General features: G+C 72.4%; 17 protein-coding genes and 2 pseudogenes. 11 read left to right on the top strand and 8 right to left on the bottom strand.

The features are described 5' to 3' along the window. Positions 1 to 45: 45 nt before the first annotated feature. The 4 genes and pseudogenes from lanM to IO30_RS0101645 form a co-directional block, all read right to left on the bottom strand. Positions 46 to 3,078 (bottom strand): type 2 lanthipeptide synthetase LanM, encoded by a 3,033-nt coding sequence (lanM, locus tag IO30_RS0101660; RefSeq protein WP_031138452.1) that lies wholly within the window; start codon positions 3,076 to 3,078, stop codon positions 46 to 48. 64 nt (positions 3,079 to 3,142) lie between these two features. Then, positions 3,143 to 3,340: pseudogene (locus IO30_RS0101655) on the bottom strand (plantaricin C family lantibiotic); the annotation flags it as partial. 239 nt (positions 3,341 to 3,579) lie between these two features. Beyond that, positions 3,580 to 3,810 carry a hypothetical protein gene (locus IO30_RS0101650; RefSeq protein ID WP_031138448.1) on the bottom strand — a complete coding sequence of 77 codons (231 nt, stop codon included), beginning with the start codon at positions 3,808 to 3,810 and terminating at the stop codon, positions 3,580 to 3,582. A gap of 7 nt (positions 3,811 to 3,817) precedes the next feature. After that, positions 3,818 to 4,282, bottom strand: a complete 465-nt coding sequence (locus IO30_RS0101645; protein ID WP_031138446.1) for a hypothetical protein — start codon at positions 4,280 to 4,282, stop codon at positions 3,818 to 3,820. A gap of 259 nt (positions 4,283 to 4,541) precedes the next feature. Here IO30_RS0101645 and IO30_RS0101640 point away from each other — a divergent pair, with 259 nt between their 5' ends. From IO30_RS0101640 to IO30_RS0101625, 4 genes are all read left to right on the top strand, one after another. Beyond that, on the top strand, positions 4,542 to 5,780 hold the full coding sequence (locus IO30_RS0101640; protein WP_031138444.1) for a serine hydrolase domain-containing protein: 1,239 nt from the start codon (positions 4,542 to 4,544) through the stop codon (positions 5,778 to 5,780). Between the two features lie 97 nt (positions 5,781 to 5,877). Continuing rightward, positions 5,878 to 6,387, top strand: a complete 510-nt coding sequence (locus IO30_RS0101635) for a GNAT family N-acetyltransferase (RefSeq protein WP_051901778.1) — start codon at positions 5,878 to 5,880, stop codon at positions 6,385 to 6,387. A 77-nt stretch (positions 6,388 to 6,464) separates the two neighbouring features. After that, positions 6,465 to 6,977, top strand: coding sequence for a SigE family RNA polymerase sigma factor (locus tag IO30_RS0101630; RefSeq protein ID WP_031138441.1), 513 nt, complete (start codon positions 6,465 to 6,467; stop codon positions 6,975 to 6,977). A 117-nt stretch (positions 6,978 to 7,094) separates the two neighbouring features. Then, positions 7,095 to 8,336 (top strand): hypothetical protein, encoded by a 1,242-nt coding sequence (locus IO30_RS0101625; RefSeq protein ID WP_031138439.1) that lies wholly within the window; start codon positions 7,095 to 7,097, stop codon positions 8,334 to 8,336. Positions 8,337 to 8,351: 15 nt separating this feature from the next. Here IO30_RS0101625 and IO30_RS0101620 read toward each other — a convergent pair whose 3' ends face one another. After that, positions 8,352 to 10,031, bottom strand: coding sequence for a bifunctional 3'-5' exonuclease/DNA polymerase (locus IO30_RS0101620; RefSeq protein WP_031138437.1), 1,680 nt, complete (start codon positions 10,029 to 10,031; stop codon positions 8,352 to 8,354). Between the two features lie 117 nt (positions 10,032 to 10,148). Then, positions 10,149 to 10,952 carry an NAD(P)H-binding protein gene (locus IO30_RS0101615; protein ID WP_031138435.1) on the bottom strand — a complete coding sequence of 268 codons (804 nt, stop codon included), beginning with the start codon at positions 10,950 to 10,952 and terminating at the stop codon, positions 10,149 to 10,151. A gap of 41 nt (positions 10,953 to 10,993) precedes the next feature. Between IO30_RS0101615 and IO30_RS0101610 the strand changes: the two are divergent. Together IO30_RS0101610 and IO30_RS0101605 are read left to right on the top strand one after the other, a co-directional pair. Further along, a pseudogene (locus tag IO30_RS0101610) lies at positions 10,994 to 11,305 on the top strand (winged helix-turn-helix transcriptional regulator); the annotation flags it as partial. A 5-nt stretch (positions 11,306 to 11,310) separates the two neighbouring features. After that, positions 11,311 to 12,525, top strand: coding sequence for a DUF2786 domain-containing protein (locus tag IO30_RS0101605; protein WP_031138430.1), 1,215 nt, complete (start codon positions 11,311 to 11,313; stop codon positions 12,523 to 12,525). A 17-nt stretch (positions 12,526 to 12,542) separates the two neighbouring features. Here IO30_RS0101605 and tatA read toward each other — a convergent pair whose 3' ends face one another. Further along, a complete protein-coding gene (tatA, locus tag IO30_RS0101600; protein WP_031138428.1) occupies positions 12,543 to 12,716 on the bottom strand; it encodes a Sec-independent protein translocase subunit TatA in 174 nt (57 codons plus the stop codon). Positions 12,717 to 12,816: 100 nt separating this feature from the next. Here tatA and IO30_RS0101595 point away from each other — a divergent pair, with 100 nt between their 5' ends. Both IO30_RS0101595 and IO30_RS0101590 read left to right on the top strand, forming a co-directional pair. After that, a complete protein-coding gene (locus IO30_RS0101595) occupies positions 12,817 to 14,862 on the top strand; it encodes an FUSC family protein (RefSeq protein WP_031138426.1) in 2,046 nt (681 codons plus the stop codon). A gap of 107 nt (positions 14,863 to 14,969) precedes the next feature. Then, the gene (locus tag IO30_RS0101590) at positions 14,970 to 15,215 is read left to right on the top strand and encodes a DUF397 domain-containing protein (protein ID WP_031138424.1); all 246 of its coding nucleotides are present in this window, start codon (positions 14,970 to 14,972) and stop codon (positions 15,213 to 15,215) included. 115 nt (positions 15,216 to 15,330) lie between these two features. Here the strand turns inward: IO30_RS0101590 and IO30_RS0101585 are convergent, their stop codons facing one another. Continuing rightward, a complete protein-coding gene (locus IO30_RS0101585; RefSeq protein ID WP_031138422.1) occupies positions 15,331 to 15,840 on the bottom strand; it encodes an ATP-binding protein in 510 nt (169 codons plus the stop codon). 324 nt (positions 15,841 to 16,164) lie between these two features. On the opposite strand from IO30_RS0101585, the gene IO30_RS0101580 reads away from it, so the two are divergent. From IO30_RS0101580 to mrdA, 3 genes are all read left to right on the top strand, one after another. Continuing rightward, positions 16,165 to 17,043: a helix-turn-helix domain-containing protein gene (locus IO30_RS0101580; protein WP_051858932.1), complete on the top strand. Its 879-nt coding sequence runs from the start codon at positions 16,165 to 16,167 to the stop codon at positions 17,041 to 17,043. 89 nt (positions 17,044 to 17,132) lie between these two features. Then, positions 17,133 to 18,590 (top strand): aldehyde dehydrogenase family protein, encoded by a 1,458-nt coding sequence (locus IO30_RS0101575; protein ID WP_031138418.1) that lies wholly within the window; start codon positions 17,133 to 17,135, stop codon positions 18,588 to 18,590. Positions 18,591 to 18,681: 91 nt separating this feature from the next. Continuing rightward, complete coding sequence (mrdA, locus tag IO30_RS0101570; protein ID WP_031138416.1) at positions 18,682 to 20,778, top strand: penicillin-binding protein 2; 2,097 nt, start codon at positions 18,682 to 18,684, stop codon at positions 20,776 to 20,778. Positions 20,779 to 20,833 lie beyond the last annotated feature (55 nt).

The following is a 20,833-nucleotide window of genomic DNA, read 5'->3' as shown; positions in this document are numbered from 1 at the left end:
GGTGCTCTTCTTGGCAAGGCTCGGACGAGCCTCGATCGGGGTGCGCTACGAGAAGCGCAGGAGGGAGGGGTAGACCTCCGGGTCCAGGTGGTGGAGGACGGACCAGGCGAGTCCGGCTTCACCGACCATGAGGCTGTTGGAGTACGCGTACTTGGTGTCGGACCGCTGCTCGTACCGCTCGACGACCTCGCCGAACAGGCGCGGGTACAGGTCGTCGACGCCTTCGCCGAACAGTCCGGGGAGCTTGCGCTCGCCGAGGGCCACGACCTCCGCGCTGGCGAGGTCGCCGTGGCAGTACGTCGGGTTGTTGCCGAAGCCGCGGCTCAGGGTGAGCTCCGCGAGCCGGGCCATGACGTCCGCGGGCACCGCGCCGGGCGCGTGGTCGGCGACGGTGAGGGCGCCGAGCAGCATCCCGGGCGCGCCGTGGCACCAGCCGTACGAGCGCTCCGGCTCGCCCCACACGCGCGGCCAGTCGCGGTCGCTCGCGTCGTACGCGTCGAGCACCGCGCCGACGATCCGCAGGCCCAGCTCGCGCACCTGGGGATCGGCGAACCGGGTGCCGTAGCCGACCAGTACGGGACCGATGCCCATCGCGCCGTGCGCGTAGCCGGTGTACGGGGTCACGCGGGCGCCGGAGGCGTCGTCCAGGCCGAGGCCGGGGCCGCCGAGCGCCCGTACCTGGGCGGCGGCCACGGTCCGTACGGCCTGGCCGACGGCCGCCTGCTGCGCCGGGTCCGTCGTGCGGTCGAAGAGGGACAGGCAGACGGTCAGGGCGCCGGCCATCCCGCTGAGGTAGTCGGTGCCGACCTCGGCCCCGGAGCAGCGGGCGAGTTCCCGGGCCAGCTCGCCCAGGCGGGCGCCGTCGGGTTCGTCCAGGAGCTCGCGGGCCACGGCGACGGCGTACGCGGTGCCGGCCATGCCGGTCATGCCGCCGACGGAGACGCCCTGTTCGGCGAGGAGCCCCCCGCGCAGCTGCTCCTCGACCGGGTCCAGGACCCGGCGGGCGCCGTCGGCGAAGTCACGCCGTCCGGTCTCGCGCGCCAGGCCGGCCAGGACGAGGGCGGGGCCGGGGCTGCCGCCGTACAGGTCGTAGCCGAGGGTGCCGGGGCTCCACTGGCTCTGCGAGTCGGTGGTGACCTGCGGGGCGATCCAGGTGGCGGGGTGGCGGGGGTCGGTGCTGCGGACGAGGGTCGCCAGCAGCCGGTCGCCGATCCGCTCGGCCTCCCGTACGAGCCGGGCCCGGTCGACGGTCCGGGCGGGCCGGCCGGCGGGGCGGACGGGCACGAAGCCGGTCTTCTCCCGCTCGGTGGGCAGCTTGTTGACGAAGGAGTAGTCGATCAGCCGCAGTTCGCGGGCGATGACGTCCTCGTCGAGGCCGTGGATCCGGGCCCGTACGGTCTCCAGCGGCGGCTCGGCCAGCGCGTCCGCCCGGACCACCCGGCCGTGGGCGTACAGGGCGCACCCCCGTGCCGAGTAGGAGAAGTAGGGGACGTCCCCCTCGGCCATCTGCCGGACTTCCTCGTCGGCGATGTCGGGGCAGTCGTCGGTGCGCAGCACGACGCGGTTCAGCACGGCGGCCCGGACCAGCGGGTCGGCCATGGCGCTCGGGTGGGTCGCCATCCGCAGCAGCTGAGTGTAGAAGATCGTGGCCTGGTTGACGTGCCGGAACTCCACGTCGCCGAGGAACTCCTCGACGGCGCCCATGACCTCGTCCGGGCGGGCCGCCGCGTACTCCAGCACCCGGCGGAACTCGGCCTTGATGACGTCGCGCTGGGCGGTCACCGCCAGCTGGGTGGCGCGCTGCACCGCGAGGTTGGCGTTGGCCGCGGTGGTCTCCGTGGTGACCATGCCGATGAACATGTCGTCGCGGCCGCCGTTCTGGAGGCTGAGCGACTTGTACGGGGCGCGCTGGCCGGTGTCGTAGCCGATCGCGCCGATGTCCATGCCGTGGTCGTCGTCCCCGGCGCGGACGACGAGCGGCAGCAGACCCGAGCCGATGATCGACTCGCGGAGCGCGAGCGCACCGAGGGAGGAGGCGGCGCCGTCGTCGTACGCCTCGGGGGCGCGCAGCCGCGGCGACAGCAGGGTCTCGGTGTCGATGACGACCGGCCCGGCGGCGCAGGACACCACGTTCTCGAAGTGGATGTCGGTGGCCTTGAGCAGGAAGAGGATGCCCGCGACGGTGCCGATGCGGGCGAAGTAGTCCTTCTGCTCCCCGTCGTACTCCTGCGTCGGGATGAACTCGACGAAGCCGCCGTGCGCGGTGGGGACGACGGCGACGGTCGGCAGGTCGGTGCCGAGCCGCTCGTTCATCCAGGAGACGAAGGAGCTGTAGCCCGCCTCGGCGTCGATGGGGTGCGGCTTGTAGAGGACGCGGCTGCCGTCGGTGAAGACGACCTGCGCGACGGACTTGCCGCCGTTGTGGGTGTCGCCCTCGCCGAGGGAGAACCGCTCGACCTCGGGCGCGGGGCCGCCGCCGGGCAGCAGTGCGCTCAACCGGGTGTGGTGGGCGGCGACTTCGCCGAGCAGGCCGAGGACGTACCGTGCGGAGGCCTCCACCCGGCAGTCGACCAGGTGGAAGAGGTGCGGGTAGGCGGCGAGCAGGGCGTCGTGTCCGGCGTCGCTGTTGGTCCAGCGGCGGAAGGCGGCGTACCGCTCCTGCGGGGTGGAGCCGTCGAGGAGGCCGGCGGCGCGGCGCTCGTGGAGCTCCTCGACCAGGGTCCGGATCATCAGCCGCGAGGCGAGGCCCGTCTGGTTGACGACGAAGTCGTCGACGACGGTGTTCGTGGCCGCCAGGACGGGGGACGCCTCGACGGCTTCGCGGACGAGGTCCGCCCAGGGCCGTACGAAGTGCGTGAAGTAGTCGTGGAACAGGCCGGCCGAGTCGAGGGCCGGGTCGTAGTCGGCGGGGCGACCGGGCCGCCGCTTCTCGCCCTGGGCGCCGTCAGCGGCATGGGCGTCGCGCAGCCGGTCGGCGACGCGCTCCATGAGCTCGGGGGAGGTCAGCTCCGGAAGGTACGTCCGCAGCGCGTCGGAGACTGCGTCGGGCGTGCCGTGTGAATCGTCGTGATTCTTCATGAATGCTGGGTCCAGGGCGGGGAGATGAGGTGACGCCGGGAGGTTGGTCCCGGCGCCATTTCGGTCACTTGCAGTTGTTCTGGCACTCAGCGGTGGCAGTGCAGAAGTTGCCGTTGTTCCCCAGGACGTAGCTGGCGCCGTAGCAGCTCAGGGAGGACATGACCGTGCCCCAGCCCTGACCGGCGGCGCTGACGGCGTCGAGGTTCTGGTCGGTGATCTCTTCGAGGATGCCGACGTTCGGGTTCGCCATGTGGCTCACACCTTTCGTGCATGGACGACGGGGCTCGCGCCCTGCCGATCCGTACTGATCTTGACCCCCTGAACGCTAGGGACCGCCGCCCCCGGACACCCCCGCCCAGGGGCGGGTTCCACCCCGCACGGAGAACCTGTCCTCGGGGCGGGGTTGGGGGGGGGCTTCGTGCGGGGCGGGGCGCGCAGAAGAGGACCCCGGTCCGGTGACCTGGGCCCTCCCGACTGCATCGCGGCCCGCGGGCCGCACGGTCAGCCCGAGTGGGCCCGGCGGCGTGCGAGGTGGCTCCGGCAGGCCCAGCGTGCGAGGGCGCCGACGCCGAGGGACACGAGGATCGCGCCCCAGTCGATGACGTGCGGGAGCCCGGGGAAGAAGGCGAAGAAGGCGAACGAGGCGGCGGCGCCGAGGAGGAAGGCGGCGAGGCCTGCGCGACGGATCCGGGCCTGGCGGACGGGGTCTCGGGGAGCGGGCTCGGTGCTCATGCGCGGCTCACTTCGTGATGTGGTGGCACTGGGCGGCCCGGCGGACACCGTTCACGTGGATGTGGGCGCAGGCCTTGCCGTAACGGGGCAGCTTCTGCGGGGCGTTGTCCCGCATCGGGTTGATCTTGCACTCGGTGTGCGTCTTGCCGCGGGAGGTGCGGTAGGTCTTGTTGTCGGTGTCCGCATAGGTGAAGTCGATGCGCCAGTTGCAGAAGCCGGCGTTGAGCGCTCCGACGAATCCGCAGTCCACGCCTGCGTTCTGGTAGGTGATGGTCTTGCCTCCGCCCCGGATGACATGAGTGAACATGCAGCCCGTCGGGACCTTCATCGTGACGCCTCCGACCTGGTAGTCGAAGGTGGCCACGGGCGTCGAGCCGATGGCGGTGGCATGCGCCTGCGGGGGCGATAAGACGCTCAGACCGGCCGTCGCGGCGAGAGCGGTGATGATCCTGGCTGGGCGGAGCTTGCCCATGGGTGACCCTTTCCGGCGGAGTGTGTCTGCTGTCCGATGACCGGAACTCCTGCTCGTCGGTGCGGGGTGCTGTGCCGGACGCCGGTCCACTACGAAGAGTGATCAACGGATTGGCATGCTGACTGCCCGTAACCACAATCCGCGGGCGTCCCGGCCAGGGGCGGGCCTGGAGGGGTACGGGCCTTGCGGTCGCTGGGGGGTGGGGGTGGGGCTACGTTGGGATGAGGTTCCGGCGGTGTGACGCGGTAGGAGGCCGGCCATGTCGACACGCTTGCGCAGGGCGGCGGTGGGGGCGGTCGTCGCGGGGCTGGTGATGGTGCCGCTGGGCGGCGTCGCGCCCGGGGCCCCCGCCGGGGAAGGGGCACTCAACGTGGCCGTCGCGGCACCGAAGGTGACGCCGACGCCGGGCGACGGGGAGTTCGCGCGGCTGACGCCCGAGGTGGCACGGCAGTTGGACGCGGCCGTGCAGAAGGTCATGACCGAGGCGAAGGTGCCCGGGGTGATGGTGTCCGTGTCGGCGCCGGGCCGGGGCGAGTACGAGCGCAGCTTCGGCGTGGCGGACGTGGCGACCGGCGCCCGCATGGAGCCCGACCTGTTCATGCGGATCGGCAGCGAGACGAAGACCTTCACCGTGACGGCCGTGCTGGAGCTCGTCGACGACGGCAAGCTGGGCCTGGACGACACGATCGGCACGTACGTCGCCGGAGTCCCCAACGGGGACAAGATCACCCTGCGCGAGCTCGCCGGGATGCGCAGCGGGCTGTTCAACTACTCCCAGGACGAGGACTTCTTCAAGGCGCTGACCAGCGACCCCCGCCGCCAGTTCACTCCGCAGCAACTGCTCGGTTACTCGTTCAAGCACCCGGTGAACTTCGCGCCCGGCGCGCAGTTCGAGTACTGCAACACCAACCTGATCCTGCTCGGCCTCGTCGTGGAGAAGGTGAGCGGCGTGCCGCTGGCCGAATTCATCGGCCGGGAGGTCGTCAAACCCGCCGGGCTGCGCAACACCGTCTTCCCCCTAGGCGCGGAGTTCCCCAGCCCGCACGCGCACGGCTACACGAACCAGACCGCCACCGGGAAGACCGAGGACGCCACCGACTGGAACCCGTCCTGGGGCTGGGCCGCAGGCGCGATGATCTCCGACCTCGCCGACCTGAGGACCTGGGCGAAGGTCCTCGCCACCGGCGAGCTCCTGACCCCGGCCACCCAGGCCCAGCGGCTGAAGACCACCCCGGCCGGCGATCTCCCCGACACCGGCTACGGCCTCGGCATCTTCGACGTCGACGGCTGGATCGGGCACAACGGCTCGCTGCCCGGCTACCAGTCGCTGACCGTGTACCTGCCCGGCTCGCAGGCCACGATGGTGGTCCTGCTCAACACCGACATCGCCTACAAGGGCGCCGAGCCCAGCTCGTTGTTCGGCGAGGCGATCACCAAGATCGTGAGCCCGGACCACATCTTCCGGCTGCCCGCCCAGCCCGTCACCGGCAGCCACTGACCCCCGGCCCCGCTCCTGTCGGCCCCGATCCTCCCCGCCCCCGCCCCCGGACCGCACAATGGTCCCGGCCCCCACGGGCGGACACGAGGAGAGACGCATGAACGGTCGGACGGCAGCGCAGGACGCGGGTACGGCGGCGGACCCCGGCTCCCCCGGGGTCGTGGTGCGCGTCGCAGGCGAGGCGGACGTCGAGACGGCGGCCGGGCTGTTCACCGGCTACCTCGGCTTCTACGGCGTGGACGTCGCCCCGGACCCGGACCGTCCGCGCGCCTTCCTCGCGGAGCGGATCGCGAAGGACGAGTCCCTGGTCCTGCTCGCCGACGTCCCGGAGGCGGGAACCGTCGGCTTCGCGCAGGTCTACCGCACCTTCTCCTCCCTCTCGATGCGGCCGATCTGGGTCCTGGGCGACCTGTACGTGGCCCCTGCCGGCCGCCGCACCGGCGCGGGCCGGGCGCTGCTGCGCGAGGTGCTGGACCGGGCCCGGGCGGCCGGAGTGGCCGGCGTACAGCTGGAGACGGCGTACGACAACGAGATCGCGCAGGGCCTGTACGAGGCGGAGGGCTTCGTCCGCGAAGGGTTCCACCTGTACTTCCACGAACTGGGCTGAGCAGCTTCGTCGGACGGGTGAAACATTCCCGTGCAGCCGTCGCGTCAATGGGGTGAGACGGACGCGAGGGGGAGCAGATGCGGCAGGGTCGCAGAGACGGGTACCGGGAGTTCGCGGCGGGACGGTCGGGGCACCTGTACCGGTCGGCCTGCCTGTTGGCGAGCGGGGACACCCACCTCGCGGAGGACCTGGTGCAGGAGACCCTGGGCCGGATGTACCTCGTCTGGGGCCGGATATCGCGCATCGACAATCCGGCGGCGTACGCGCAGACGGTGCTCGTACGCGCCTTCCTCACCCACCAGCGCCGCCGGTCCGCGGGGGAGCGCCCGGTCGGGGAGTTCCCCGACACGGGCGCGGCGGCCGGCGGCGCCGATCCGGCGCTGCGCCTGACGCTGATCGAGGCGTTGGGGCGGCTGGCGCCGAAGGACCGTGCGGTGCTGGTGCTGCGCTACTGGGAGGACCGCAGCGTCGAGGAGACCGCCGACGCGATGAACGTCAGCTCGGCGGCGGTCCGTACCCGCACGTCGCGGGCGCTCGCCCGGCTGCGCGAACAACTCGGCGGGAGCCTCGCCGAGTTCGCGGAGCTGTGAGTCAGCCCTCCGCGCCGCTCCGCGCCCCTGCGCTCCTCTGCGCCTGTTCCCGGTCCTCCGCTTCCGCCGTGTTGCCCGGTCCCTCTCCTCACCTCTGAACGGAAGGTCTGGTTCCCCATGCCCTTTGAAGATGAACTCGGCGAAGCCCTCCGGCGTGCGGGGGACGGTTTCACGGCCGACCGGCACGCCCTCGTGGACGCGGGCGAACGGCGCGGGCGCCGGCTGGTGGCCCGCCGCCGGGCCTCTGTGATCGGCGGATCGGTGCTCGCCCTGGCCGTGATCGGTACGGCCGGTGCCTGGACCACGGGGCTGCTCGGCGGCTCCGGACGGGCCGAAGTGGCGGCCCCGTCCGGCCTGTCGACGGCGCAGCCGGGCGGTGGGGCGTCCCGTGTCGGGACCGGGGCCGTCACCGCCGAGCAGCTGATCGCCGTCCTCAAGGAGCTGACGCCGGGCGGCCGGCTGACGACCGTCGAGGCGCGCGGAACCGGCGACGAACGCGGCCCGCACGTCGGCGGGGTCTTCGACGACGGCAAGGGGAAGGCGGCCATCGGGGTCAGCCTCACCCGGATCGACCCCGCCGGCCAGATGGCCACCGAGATGACGAAGTGCCCCGACGGCAAGCAGGTGGACCACGACGGCTGCACGTCCGAGGTCCTCGCGGACGGTTCCCGGCTGCTGCTCATCCAGGGCTACGAGTACCCCGACCGCCGGGAGCCCACCAAGGCCTGGCGGGCCACGCTGGCGACCCCGCACGGCTTCCTCGTGGACGCGTCCGAATGGAACGCACCGGCCGAGAAGGGCGCGCAGGTCAGCAGGACCGACCCGCCGCTGAGCATGGACCGGATGAAGGCGCTCGTCACCTCCGAGAAGTGGCGCCCCGCCCTGGACGACCTGCCGCCCGCCCCGACGGAGAACCAGCCCGGGACCCCGGAGCCCGGTTTCGACGCCAAGTCCGGGCTGGAGATCCTGGTGCGCAAGTACGGGGTCCCGACCGCGGACTCGGGCGGCGAGGGCGGCGACGCCCACGTCGTGCTCGACGACGGCAAGGGCGCCTCCCGGATCGAGCTGCGGATCCGGCAGTACGGCCCGGGCGAATCCCCCGGCAGCGAATTCGCCTCCGGGACCACCTCCGAGCCGAACGGGGTCATGGCGAAGGTGACCCAGGGGCCCGCCGACGCCAAGGGCGTGGTCGCCTGGCGCATCGACACCGTGCGGTCCAACGGCGTACGCATCACGGTGACGGGCTACAACTCCCTGGAGCGGGGCGGCCCGGCGACGCGTACGGCGCCGGTGCTGACCGTGCAGCAGCTCAAGGAGATCGCCCTGAGCCCGCGCTGGAAGGACAAGATGGGCCGCTGAGCCACAGTCATGTGTTTATTTCGCGTCCGCGTAGCACTCCACGACCGCCGTGCTGAACGGGAACCGGACCGGGGTGTCGCCGAAGGCGATCCGGCCGGCCCGGTCACCGGCGGCGCGGATCGCCTCGGCGACGGCCTCGGCCTCCTCGGCGGGGCAGTGCACGATCACCTCGTCGTGCTGGAAGAAGACCAGCTCGGCCCGCATTCCGGCGGTGGCCTGACGCAGGGCGGCGAGCAGCAGCAGCGTCCAGTCGGCGGCGCTCCCCTGGACGACGAAGTTGCGGGTGAACCGGCCGCGGGCCCGGGTGTCGGTCGAGGCGTAGCCCGGCGTCCAGGCCTCGTCCCGGTCCTGCGGGACACCGGCCTCGCCCCCGTCCTCGTCCTCGCCGCCGGCCCGGGCCGGCGGCGGGCAGGTGCGCCCCAGCCAGGTCCGTACGAGCCGCCCCTCCTCCCCGGCCCTGGCCGCCTCGTCCACGTACGCGACGGCGCGGGGGAAGCGGCGGCGCAGCGCGGCGAGGTTCTTCAGGCCGTCCCCGGAGGTCTGGCCGTAGACGGCGCCGAGCACGGCGATCTTGGCCTTCTCCCGGTCGCCGGAGAAGCCCTCGCGGGAGACGGCGGTGTAGAGGTCCCCGGGCCGCCCGGCCACCTCCATGAAGGCCGGGTCGCGGGAGATCGCGGCGAGCACGCGGGGCTCCATCTGGTCGGCGTCGGCGACGACGAGCCGCCAGCCCGGATCGGCGACGACGGCCCGGCGGATCACCTTGGGGATCTGCAGGGCCCCGCCGCCGTTGGTGACCCAGCGGCCGGTGAGGGTGCCGCCGGGGATGAACTCCGGGCGGAACCGGCCCTCGTGGACCCAGTCGGCGAGCCAGCTCCAGCCGTGGGCGGTGTAGATGCGGTAGAGCTTCTTGTACTCGATCAGGGGCTCGACGGCGGGGTGGTCGAGCTCCTGGATCTCCCAGCGCCGGGTGGACCTGAGCTTGATCCCCGCCTCGGCGAAGGCCTTGACGACATCGGCGGGCAGGTCGGGCCGCACCCGGCGCCCGAACGCGGCCGAGATCCGGTCCGCGAGCTCGGCCAGCCTGCGCGGCTCCCCGCCCCCGGCGTAGCGCTCGCCGAGCAGTTCGGTCAGCAGGGCGCGGTGCACGTCGGCCCGCCAGGGCAGGCCCGCACGGTTCATCTCCGCGGCCACCAGGAAGGCCGCGGACTCCGCGGCCATGAGCAGCCGCATCCGGTCGGGGTGGGCGGTGGCGTCGATCCGGCGCGTCTGGGCGGCGTGGACCGCGAGCAGCGCGTCCAGCGGGACCGGGGCGGGCTGCGGGTCGAACAGCGAGGACTGGGTGCCGGGCGAGGCCGCCCGCTGCGGCGGATCGGGCGGTACGGGGTCCCCGTTGAGCCGCGCCCACGCGGCCGCGGCGGACCGGGGCTCCCCGGAGCGGCCCTCGTGGGCGAGGAGCAGCAGCTCGGCGTCCTCGATGTCGTGGCACCGCTCGATCCGCACCCCGGCGGCCAGCAGCCGCGGGTACACGGCGGCGGTGGACCGCCACACCCACCGGGCTCCGGCGGGGGCGGCGCGCACCGCCTCGGCGGGGTCGCGCGCGAGCGTGCGCACCCCGTCCGCGGGGTCCACGGGCGCGGCGTGCCAGCGGCCGTCGCCGTCCTCGGCGAGGGCCCACCGGGGCGTGCGGTCGCTCATGGGTGCGAGTGTCCCACCGAGGTCTGACAGCACCGCTCCGCCGGGCCGTGGCACCGGTCCGTGGTGCCGGGCCGGGCCGGGCCGTGCCGTGGCGGCGGCCGCCGGTGCGCCGCCCGTTCAGGCCGGGAGGGCGGCCAGGTAGGCGGCGAGGGCGGGGCGGGGGGCGCGGCCCAGGAGACGCCGCAGGGTGCCGGCGTCCGGGGCGGCGAGGAAGCCCGCCGCGACGGCCGAGTACGTGGTGACCAGCATCGGGACCTGGTAGCCCACCGACCCCGGTCCCGACAGCCCGGCGCGGGTCCCGGCCAGCGAGCCCGGCGCGTACCGGGCGCCGGTGGCTGCGGCCAGCTCCGCCCCGCCCAGCGGTTCCTCGCCCACCAGCTCGTAGACCTGCCCGGCGTGCTCGTGCGGCGCGAGCACGACCCGTACGGCCACCTCGGCCAGGTCCTCCCGGGCCACCGCCGCGAGCCTGCCCCCGCCCAGCGGGGCGGTGATCAGCCCGTCCGGCCCGGGCGCGGCCAGCGCGGCGAGCAGTTCCGCGTACAGGCCGTTGCGCAGGACGGTCCAGGCCAGGGAGGACTCGCGCAGGCGGCGCTCGGTCCAGCGGTGCGCCAGCGCGTACGGCAGGTGGTCGCCCGCCGCCGAGAGGCTGGTGTAGACGACGTGCCCCACCCCGCCCCGTTCGGCGGCGGTGACCGCGGCACCGTGCCGGGCGATGACCTCGTCGTCCTCGCCGTATCCGGCGGAGACGAGCAGGAGCGTGTCCACTCCGGTGAAGTCGAGGGAGTCCGGATCGTCGAAGTCGACCCGGACCTGCCCGGGTCCGTCCGGGTCGCGGGTGCCGAAGCGCACGTCCGGCCGGTCCGCGAGCCGCTGCGCGATCAGGGAGCCGAGCGCGCCCGAGGTGCCGGTGATCAGGAGCATGGGAGGTCCTCCGTACGGTCGGGAAGGCCGGGACGACCGGCGGCGACAAGTGGTCGGTCCTCGTGGTCGTGCAGCTCGCCGCCGGGACGCACCGGTTCAGGGAGCTCCAGCGCGCCGTCGACGGGATCTCGCAGCGGATGCTCACCCTCACGGTCCGACGCCTGGAGCGGGACGGGCTGATCACCCGGACCGTGTACCCGACGGTCCCTCCGCAGGTCGAGTACGCGCTGACCGGCCTCGGCCACAGCCTGACGCTGCTGGTGCGGGGCCTCGCGGACTGGTCCCTCGCACACTGCCCCGAGATCGAGGCCGCCCGCCAGGAATGGGACGCGAAGGCGGACATGCCAAGCTGAGGGGTGTGAGAGACCTTGCCGAAACCGTCGACCGAGCCTTCGCCGCCGCCCTCTACGCCCAGGACGACACCGGGCTGGACACCGGGGCCTCGCTCCTCGCCGCCGAGCCCGCGCAGTGGGCCGGTGTGGGGCAGGAGCTGCTGGCCCGCGGGGCCGGGTACGCGCGGCAGGGCTGGGAGCGGGGCTGGCAGCCGGCCGACGTGCTGCGGCTGGTCCGCCGGGACCTGGGCGGGGCCTCCGCGGCGGGCGGCGCCGGTGGTTCCGGCGCCGAACGGCACCTGCGCATCACCGCGGACCTGATCGCGGCCGAGGGGCGCCGCTACGCCCGGCTCCCGGAGCGGTGGACGGACGCCGAGGTCTGGTGGGGCGCGGACACCGCGTACGCCGACCGGCTCGCGCAGCGCGAACGAACGGACCGGTTCACGCTGGCCACCGCCTTCCTGGAGGTGTTCCGGCTGCTGATCCGGCTGCCCTCGATCGAACCGGTCGGCCCGCTTCCGGGGGACCCCGCCGACCCGCTCGAACACGCCCACATCGAGCCGCGCATGCTGGGCCGCATCCGCGCCCTCCTCGCGAAGGCCGAGGCGACGACCTTCCCGGAGGAGGCGGAGGCGCTCAGCGCCAAGGCACAGGAACTGATGGCCCGGCACACCGTGGACGAGGCCCTGCTGGCCGTACGCGGAGGCGGCCCGGCCCGGGTGCCGGGGGCCTGCCGGATCGGCGTCGAGCCGCCGTACGAGGAGGCGAAGGCGGTGCTGCTGGACGCGGTGGCCACCGCCAACCGCTGCCGGGCGGTGTGGAACAGCGGCTTCGAGTTCTCCACGGTGGTCGGCTTCGAGAGCGACCTGGAGGCGGTGGAGCTGCTGTACACCTCGCTGCTCGTCCAGGGCACGGCGGCGATGACCCGCGCGGAGGCCGCGCAGCGCTCCGGCGGGCGCAAGCGGACCAAGACCTTCCGGCAGTCCTTCCTGCTGGCCTACGCCAGCCGCCTGGGGCACCGGCTCGCCGAGACGGCCGAGCACACGGCCACCGAGGCCCCCGACAACCTGCCCGCCCTGGTGGCCCGCGACGTCGCGGTCACCTCCCGGGCCGAGGAGATGTTCCCCAGGACCACGACCACCCGGCTGCGCGGCGCCACCGACCACGCGGGCTGGGAGGACGGCACGGCCGCCGCCGACCGCGCCCACATGGGCGGCCGCCGCAACTCCCTGCCGGGCTAGGCCGCCTCCCTGCCGGTCTAGGGGGTGTCGCGGGCGTCCTCGCTGCGCAGGGCCCGGGTCTCCGACTTCAGGATGCGCATCGAGCGGCCCAGCGAGCGGGCCATGTCGGGCAGCTTCTTCGAGCCGAAGACCAGCAGGCAGACGACCAGCAGGATGAGCAGGTGCCAGGGCTGGACGGCGTTGCGGAGCATGGGCGTTCCACCTTTCGGATGATGATCCGGCTTATGGAACAGCCGCGGGCGGGTGCAGGACAAATCTGAAGAAGTCCTGAAAACGGCTACGCTCGGCGCCATGAGCTGGCTCCGGGCGCTGAAGGACACCGCCCGATCGGGCATGAAGGTCGAGCGCACCCGTCCGGAATTCCTCGTCGCGCTGCGCGCCACGGCCGGTCTCGCCCTCGCCCTCTTCGGCGGACTCGCCCTGCTGGGGCCCGGGTCGGCGGCCAGCTGCGCCTTCGGCGCCTTCATGGCCGCCATCGCCACCTTCCAGCAGAGCTGGCGCCCGCGCCCCGTCCTCGCCCTCGCCTCCGGCCTGACCCTGGCCCTGTCCACCTTCGTCGGCTACCTCGTGGGCTCCTCCCACACGGTGCTGTTCCTGGCCCTGCTCGCCGTGTGGACCTTCGCCGCCGGCCTGCTGTGGGCGGCCGGCCCCACTGCGGGGATCATCGCCGCGAGCAACGTCGCGATCATGCTGGTCACCGTCACCCTGCCCACCTCCGTGGCCCAGGCCGCCGGGCACGCCGCGATGATCGCCGCGGGCGGGGTGCTCCAGGCGCTGCTCGTCGTACTGTTCCCCGTCCGCCGCTGGGGGGCCCAGCGCGACGCGCTGGCCGACGCCCTCGCCGCGGAGGCCGACTACGCCCGGCGGCTGCGCCACGACCACCTCGCGCCCTTCGACCCGCAGCCCCTGATGAAGGCCCGGGCCGCCGCCACCGTCACCCCGCGCCAGGCCCGGCGGCGGCCCGCCGAACTGCACGGGGCGCGGGGGCTGGCCGAGCGGATCAGGCCGGTGCTGGCCTCGCTCGCCGATCCGGCCGTGGGGGCGCCCGCCGAGGGCCCCGGCCGGGACCGTGTGCGGGAGGTGCTCGCCGCCGCGGCCTCGGTGCTGGACGCCGCCGCGCGGGCGATCCGGCACGGGCAGCCCGTACGCCTGCCCGCGCCGGAGCTGGCGGTCCTCAAGTCCCCCGACACGGCCGACCTGCTGACCGGTGCGCCGCTGCGGGCCGCGCGCCGGCTCGCCGCCCTGCTGGACGACGTACTGGAGACGGCCGAGCCCCGGTCGGGCCGCACCGCAGACCCGGGCGAATCGATGCTGCGGCCCACCCTGCCGGGGATGGTGCCGCTGGTCCTGAGGTCCGTACGGGCCGAACTGCACCCCGGGTCACCGGTGCTGCGGCACGCCGTGCGGCTCACCGTCGTGGCCTGTGCCGGTTACGTCATCGGCCACGCGCTGCCGTTCGGGCACGCCTACTGGGCCCCGATGGCATCGGTCATGATCATGCGCCCGGACTTCTCGCAGACCTACGCCCGGGCCGTCGCCCGGTTCGCCGGCACCCTCGTCGGCGTCGCCGTGGCCACCGCCGTCGTCCAGCTCGCCCAGCCCGGCACGTACCTGTCGGGCGTCCTCGCGGTCGTCAGCGCGGGCCTGATGTACCTGCTGATGCGCACCGGGTATGCCGTCGTACAGGGATGCGTCTCCGCCTACGTGGTCTTCCTGCTCGGCATGGGCGGGGTCCGCTGGGACCAGAGCGTGCCCGACCGGGTCGCCCTCACCCTGGTCGGCGGGGCGCTCGCGATGATCGCGTACGCCGTCTACCCGGCCTGGGAGACCCCGCGGCTGCGCACCCGCCTGGCCGACCTGGTCGCCGCCGACGGGCGGTACGCGGCCGCCGTGCTCGGCCAGTACGCCGATCCGGCCGGGGCCCGCCGGGCCGACGTGCGGGAGGCGCTGCTGGCCGCCCGCGACGCCCGGATCGCCTGGCAGGACGCACTCGGCCGGGCCGAGGGGGAACCGGTGCGCCACCGCGGGCTGTCCCACACTGCGGCGGAGGACGCCGGGGACGCGCTGCGCGCGCTGGCCCGGGCCGCCATGCTCCTGGAGGCGCACCTCCCGGAGCGGGACCGGCCCCCGGCCCCGGGGGCCGCCGGGCTCGCGCGGGCACTGGGCGCCGCGGCCGAGGAGGGGGCCAGGGAAGTGCGTGAGCGCCGGGTGCCGCAGTGGGACGAGGTCAGGGCCCTGCTGGCGGACGGGGAGGCCCTGGGGCCGGGTGTCCTGCGGGGGGCCGCGGAGCAGATTCTGGGTGCGCTGGACGAGGTGTCCGAGGCCCTTCGCCCCTGAGCGTGATCAGGGGGACACCCCGCGTGCACGTGCATCTGCCCATGCAGGCGCTTAGGAACACAGCTATGATCCGGTGCAGTTGACATCTGCACTATCGGGGGCTTCCTGTGGACCACGCGTACAACGGGATGGCAGCTGCAGAACTCGCTTCCTTGTATGGGCTGACCTGGCAGAAGAGCAGACACAGCAACTCGCAAGGCTCGTGTGTGGAGTTCGCCAAACTGCCGGGGGGCGACGTAGCCGTGCGCAACTCGCGGCACCCGGACGGCCCGGCGCTCGTCTACACGCCTGCCGAGATAGAGGCCATGCTGCTGGGCATCAAGGACGGCGAGTTCGATCACTTGATCGCCTGACGGAGCATCCGGAACGCCTGACGGAACAGCGCATCGGATCGAGCCATGCACGTGCACCGGCCGGGAATGATCCAAGAGATCATTCCCGGCCGGTGCGGTGCTTTCTGGCCTCCGGTCAGTCCTGGAGCAGGAAGAGCGCCCAGACAACCTTGCCGGTCAGCCGGCCCGCGAGCGGGTGCCAGCCCCAGCTGTCGCTGTACGAGTCGACCAGGAACAGCCCGCGGCCGGACTCCAGGTCGAAGTTCTCCTCCGTGCGCTCCGGCGAGAACGCCCCGCCGGGCCGGTCCTCACTGGGGTCGCGCACCGCGCACACCAGCCGGGTGCTCCACCGCATCAGGTGCAGCCGCACCGGCGGCTCCGCCTCCCCGCCCGCCCCCCGCGCGTCCTCGGGCAGGGCATGGCGGAGCGCATTGGTGACGAGCTCGGAGACGACCAGGGCCACATCGTCGAAACGGTCGTCCAGACCCCACTGGGACAGCGTCGACCTGCAGAAAGAGCGGGCGCCCCGCACCGCCTCGAACCGGGCGGGCAGAGCGCATGAGGCGGACCCGGAGACAGCCGTGGGGTCGACCGGGGGAAGCCCCTGCCGTAACGGCTCGAGCATGGTCGATCCATTCGTCCCCATGCGAGGCACTCCCGGGATTCGCGGACGAAGCGGCGGCTCCGGCCAAAGAGAACTGCGGGGTGGGTCCGGCTCCGGCGCGAAGAGCACGCAGGTGCGCGGCACCATCGTTCCGAATGCCGGAGCCGGATGCAAGGGCAGATGCACGTGCACGCGCCTGACGTGTCCACTCCCGTGATGGTTCTTGCTCATTTCTTCCTACGCATGCTGACGGACTTCTTTTCCCGGAGACGGGATTCCGTTACAGAACGAGTACGGGCCGATGCGTTTTGGTGGCAGACTCTGGCCCCTGGGGTACGGGGGCCCCGCGACGCGCACACCATTGCGATGGGGAGGGCAGTACTAGTGACCGCAGAAGCCAGCGGTTCTGTGGTGCGCCGCATCCTCCTGGGCTCACAGCTCAGGCGACTCCGAGAATCCCGCGGCATCACCCGTGAGGCGGCCGGCTACTCGATCCGCGCATCCGAATCGAAGATCAGCCGCTTGGAGTTGGGAAGGGTGAGCTTCAAGGCCAGAGACGTCGAGGACCTCCTCACGCTCTACGGGGTCACGGACACCTCCGAGCGCGAGTCCCTGCTGGGACTGGTGCGCGAGGCCAACGCGACCGGCTGGTGGCACAGTTACGGAGACGTGCTGCCCGGGTGGTTCCAGACGTACATCGGCCTTGAGGGCGCCGCCTCACTGATCCGGATCTACGAAGTCCAGTTCGTCCACGGCCTGTTGCAGACCGAGGCCTACGCCCACGCCGTCGTCAGCCGCGGCATGCCCGGCGCCACCGCGGCCGAGATCGACCGCCGGGTCGCGCTGCGCCTGGAGCGCCAGAAGGTCCTCGTCTCCGAGAGTGCCCCGGTCTTCCACGCCGTCCTCGACGAGGCTGCACTGCGCCGCCCTTACGGCGACCGGGACGTGATGCGGGGTCAGCTGGAACACCTCATCGAGGTCTCGCAGCGGCCCAACGTGCAGCTCCAGGTGATGCCCTTCTCCTTCGGCGGCCACGCGGGCGAGAGCGGAGCCTTCACCCTGCTGCGCTTCCCCGAGTCGGACCTCCAGGACATCGTCTATCTGGAACAGCTCACCAGTGCCCTCTACCTGGACAAGGACGAGGAAGTGGGGCAGTACGGCCGGGCCATGGAACGGCTCCAGGCGGACTGCCCCGACCCCGACCGGACCCGGGATCTTCTGCGGGGACTGCTCCAACTGTCTTGATTCGCACGTAGTATGACGTCTGATCAGTGCATGACGACCGATCGGTCTCCGGTGCAGCGCACGGGTGCGCGCTCGCAGTAAGGGATGGCATGTCCATATTCACCGACCTGGCTCACCAGTACATCGACGGCGAATGGCTGGCCGGCACCGGTTCGTGGGACATCATCGACGTCAACCCCTACAACGGGGAGAAGCTCGCCGCCATCACCGTGGCCACCGTCGAGCAGGTGGACCAGGCCTACCGCGCGGCCGAGCGGGCCCAGCGCGCATGGGCCGCCACCAGCCCGTACGTGAGACGCGCGGTCCTGGAACGCGCCCTGCGCCTCACCGAGGAGCGCGAGAAGGAGATCATCGAGGCGATGATCGACGAGCTCGGCGGGACCCGTCCCAAGGCCGAGTACGAGGTCCACCTCGCCCAGGAGTTCATCCGCGAGGCCATGCAGCTGGCGGTCCGCCCCGAAGGCCGGATCCTGGCCTCGCCCGTCGAGGGCAAGGAGAACCGGGTCCAGCGCCTCCCCGTCGGCGTGGTCACCGTGATCAGCCCCTTCAACTTCCCCCTCCTCGTCACCCTGAAGTCCGTCGCCCCCGCCCTGGCCCTCGGCAACGCCGTTGTGATCAAGCCGAACCAGAACGCCCCGGTCGTCGGCGGCGGCGTCATCGCCAAGGTCTTCGAGGACGCGGGTCTGCCGGCCGGCCTGCTGAACGTCCTGGTCACCGACATCGCCGAGATCGGCGACGCCCTCCTGACCCACCCCGTCCCCAAGGTGATCTCCTTCGCGGGCTCCGACCGCGTCGGCCGCCACGTGGGCGCGGTCGCCGCCCGCCACTTCAAGCGGACCGTCCTGGAGCTCAGCGGCAACAGCGCCCTGGTCGTCCTCGACGACGCCGACCTCGACTACGCGGTGGACGCGGCCGTCTTCAGCCGCTTCGTCTACCAGGGCCAGGTCTGCATGGCCGCCAACCGCATCCTGGTCGACGCCTCGGTCGCCGAGGAGTTCACCGAGAAGTTCACCGCCCGCGTGCGCGCCCTGAAGACCGGCGACCCGCACGACGCGAGCACGCACATCGGCCCGCTGATCAACTCCTTCCAGGCCGACGCGCTGACCGCGCTCGTGGACCGGGCCGTGGAGGAGGGCGCCCAGGCGCTCGTGAGGGGTTCTACGCGCGGCAACCTCGTCGAGCCGACCGTCCTGGCCGGCCTTCCCGAGGACTCCCCGCTGCTGGGCCAGGAGATCTTCGGTCCGGTGGCCCTGCTGGTGGTCTTCGACGGCGAGGACGAGGCCGTACGGCTGACCAACGCCACCCCCTACGGGCTCAGCGGGGCCGTGCACACCCGCGACGTGGAGCGCGGCGTCCGCTTCGCCCAGCGGATCGAGACGGGAATGATCCACGTCAACGACTCCACCATCGGCGACGAGCCGCTGGCTGCCTTCGGTGGCGAGAAGGCCTCGGGCCTGGGCCGGCTGAACGGCGAGGCCACGGTGGAAGCCTTCACCACCCAGAAGTGGATCTCCGTACAGCACGGGCGGTCGCGCTTCCCGTTCTAGGGGGTTCCCGTTCCGGGCGCTTCCTTTTCCGGGTCCGGGCCGTTCTAGACTCGGGCGGGCGTACGCGGCAGCCGCCCGGGGGAGAAGCAAGTTGAGCAACATACCGGAGACCGGCCGGACCCCTCGGGTCCAGAACCGGCTCGTCGTCATCCAGGTCGTCGTCTTCTCGCTGCTCCTGACCCTCGGCGGACGGCTCTGGTACCTACAGGTACGAAACGGCGAGGAATACACGGACGAGGCGAAGAACAACCACGTCCAGCAGGTGGTCCAGCCCGCGGTGCGCGGCTCGATCCTGGACGCGCGCGGGGTCCCGCTCGCCGACAACGCCACCCACCTCGTGGTCTCCGCGAGCCGCACCGAGCTGCTCACCATGAAGGACAAGGGCAAGTCCGTCCTCACCCGCCTCGCCGGGGTCCTGGGCATGGACCCCCAGGAGGTCGTCGACAAGGTGCGGCTCTGCGACGCGAAGACCCCGCAGCCGTGCTGGAACGGGTCCCCGTACCAGCCCATCCCGGTCAGCGACGAGGCCACCACCGAGCAGGCCCTGCACATCCGCGAGCACCCCGCCGACTTCCCGGGCATCACCGCGGAACCGACCGCCCTGCGGCGCTACGCGGGGCCCGACGGCGCCAACACCTCCCAGGTGCTCGGCTACCTCTCGCCGGTCACCGACGAGGAGATCGCCAAGGCCAAGAAGTCCGACTCCCCCTACCTGCGCTCCGACCAGGTGGGCCGCTCCGGCCTGGAGCGGACGTACGACAAGGAGCTGCGCGGCAAGGCGGGCATCACCCGCTACGAGGTGGACAACCTCGGACGCGTCACCGGTCAGGCCGAGAGCGACCGGTCGCAGCCCGGCTCGAACATCGTGACCTCGATCGACTCCCGCGTGCAGGCGGTCGCGGAGCGCGAGCTGAACGAGGCGATGATCGAGGCCCGCAAGGGGTACGACAAGAACACCCACCGGAACTACGAGGCCGACTCGGGCGCCGTCGTCGTCATGGAGTCCAAGACGGGCCGCATCGTGGCCATGGCCTCGAATCCGACCTACGACCCGAACGCCTGGGTGGGCGGCATCTCCGCCAAGGACTACGCCTCCCTCACCGACAAGGCGTCGAACTATCCGCTCCTGAACCGGGCGATCCAGGGCCAGGCGGCGCCGGGCTCGGTCTTCAAGGTGGTCTCCTCGACCGCCGCGGTCAATGCCGGGTACCCCTTCGACCGCCGCTACCCCTGCCCCAGCGCCTACTCGGTCGGCAACCAGACCTTCACGAACTTCGAGTCGCAGGGCTACGGGGACATCACCATCGGCCGGGCTCTTGAAGTCTCCTGCGACACGGTCTACTACGCCATCGCCGACCAGGAGTGGAAGAAGGACGGCGGCATCCACCCCAAGAAGAACCCGGGCGACTGGTTCCTCAAGACCGCCCACGAGTTCGGCCTGGGCAAGCGGACCGGCATCGACCTGCCCAACGAGGTGCCCGGCCGGGTCCCCGACCGGCAGTGGAAGCAGGACTTCTTCGAGGCGAACAAGGACGCCTGGTGCCGCGACGGCAAGAAGAACGGCACCTTCGCCGAGAAGATCGCCTACGAGAACTGCCGCCAGGGCAACCAGATGCGCGAGGGCGACGCCATCAACTACTCGATCGGACAGGGCGACACGCTGGTGACGCCGATCCAGATGGCCTCCGTCTACGCGGCCATCGCCAACGGCGGAACCCTCCACCAGCCCAGCGTCGGCAAGGCGGTCGTCAGCGCCGACGGCACCTCGGTCCAGGAGATCGCGCCGAAGGAGCAGGGCAAGCTGCCGATGGACGCCGAGCTGCGCGACGACATCGACGGGGCCCTCGCCTCGGTGGCCACCACCGGCAGCGCCGCCTGGCGGTTCGGCGGCTGGCCGCAGAAGCAGATCCCGATGCACGCCAAGACCGGCACCGCCGAGGTCCAGGGCAAGCAGACGACCTCGTGGTTCGCCTCGTACACCGAGGACTACGCGATCGTGATGACGATCTCCCAGGGCGGCACCGGCTCCGGGGCCTCGGGCCCCGCGGTGCGCAAGATCTACGAGGCCATGTACGGGCTCGACCCGACGGGCAAGCAGGACCTCTCCAAGGCGCTGCTGCCCGAGCCGGCGACCGCCCTGCCGGTGATCCGGCCGGACGAGGAGAACACGGCCCCGTCAGGGCAATGAGGACAGAAGCTGACCGCATTGATCCGTAGCGTGGTTCTTGTCAGGGAGAAGAACC

The organism is Streptomyces xanthophaeus (assembly GCF_000725805.1).
GTDB classification, from domain to species: domain Bacteria; phylum Actinomycetota; class Actinomycetes; order Streptomycetales; family Streptomycetaceae; genus Streptomyces; species Streptomyces xanthophaeus.
Note: the sequence above shows the minus strand (reverse complement) of the source record. Positions and strands in the feature narration are given on the sequence as shown.

Bases quoted from the DNA above. Each gene is read 5' to 3' on its own strand.
- lanM (WP_031138452.1), bottom strand. From the start codon at position 3,078: ATGAAGAATCACGACGATTCACACGGCACGCCCGACGCAGTCTCCGAC.
- IO30_RS0101650 (WP_031138448.1), bottom strand. From the start codon at position 3,810: ATGAGCACCGAGCCCGCTCCCCGAGACCCCGTCCGCCAGGCCCGGATC.
- IO30_RS0101645 (WP_031138446.1), bottom strand. From the start codon at position 4,282: ATGGGCAAGCTCCGCCCAGCCAGGATCATCACCGCTCTCGCCGCGACG.
- IO30_RS0101640 (WP_031138444.1), top strand. From the start codon at position 4,542: ATGTCGACACGCTTGCGCAGGGCGGCGGTGGGGGCGGTCGTCGCGGGG.
- IO30_RS0101635 (WP_051901778.1), top strand. From the start codon at position 5,878: ATGAACGGTCGGACGGCAGCGCAGGACGCGGGTACGGCGGCGGACCCC.
- IO30_RS0101630 (WP_031138441.1), top strand. From the start codon at position 6,465: ATGCGGCAGGGTCGCAGAGACGGGTACCGGGAGTTCGCGGCGGGACGG.
- IO30_RS0101625 (WP_031138439.1), top strand. From the start codon at position 7,095: ATGCCCTTTGAAGATGAACTCGGCGAAGCCCTCCGGCGTGCGGGGGAC.
- IO30_RS0101620 (WP_031138437.1), bottom strand. From the start codon at position 10,031: ATGAGCGACCGCACGCCCCGGTGGGCCCTCGCCGAGGACGGCGACGGC.
- IO30_RS0101615 (WP_031138435.1), bottom strand. From the start codon at position 10,952: ATGCTCCTGATCACCGGCACCTCGGGCGCGCTCGGCTCCCTGATCGCG.
- tatA (WP_031138428.1), bottom strand. From the start codon at position 12,716: ATGCTCCGCAACGCCGTCCAGCCCTGGCACCTGCTCATCCTGCTGGTC.
- IO30_RS0101595 (WP_031138426.1), top strand. From the start codon at position 12,817: ATGAGCTGGCTCCGGGCGCTGAAGGACACCGCCCGATCGGGCATGAAG.
- IO30_RS0101585 (WP_031138422.1), bottom strand. From the start codon at position 15,840: ATGGGGACGAATGGATCGACCATGCTCGAGCCGTTACGGCAGGGGCTT.
- IO30_RS0101580 (WP_051858932.1), top strand. From the start codon at position 16,165: ATGGGGAGGGCAGTACTAGTGACCGCAGAAGCCAGCGGTTCTGTGGTG.
- IO30_RS0101575 (WP_031138418.1), top strand. From the start codon at position 17,133: ATGTCCATATTCACCGACCTGGCTCACCAGTACATCGACGGCGAATGG.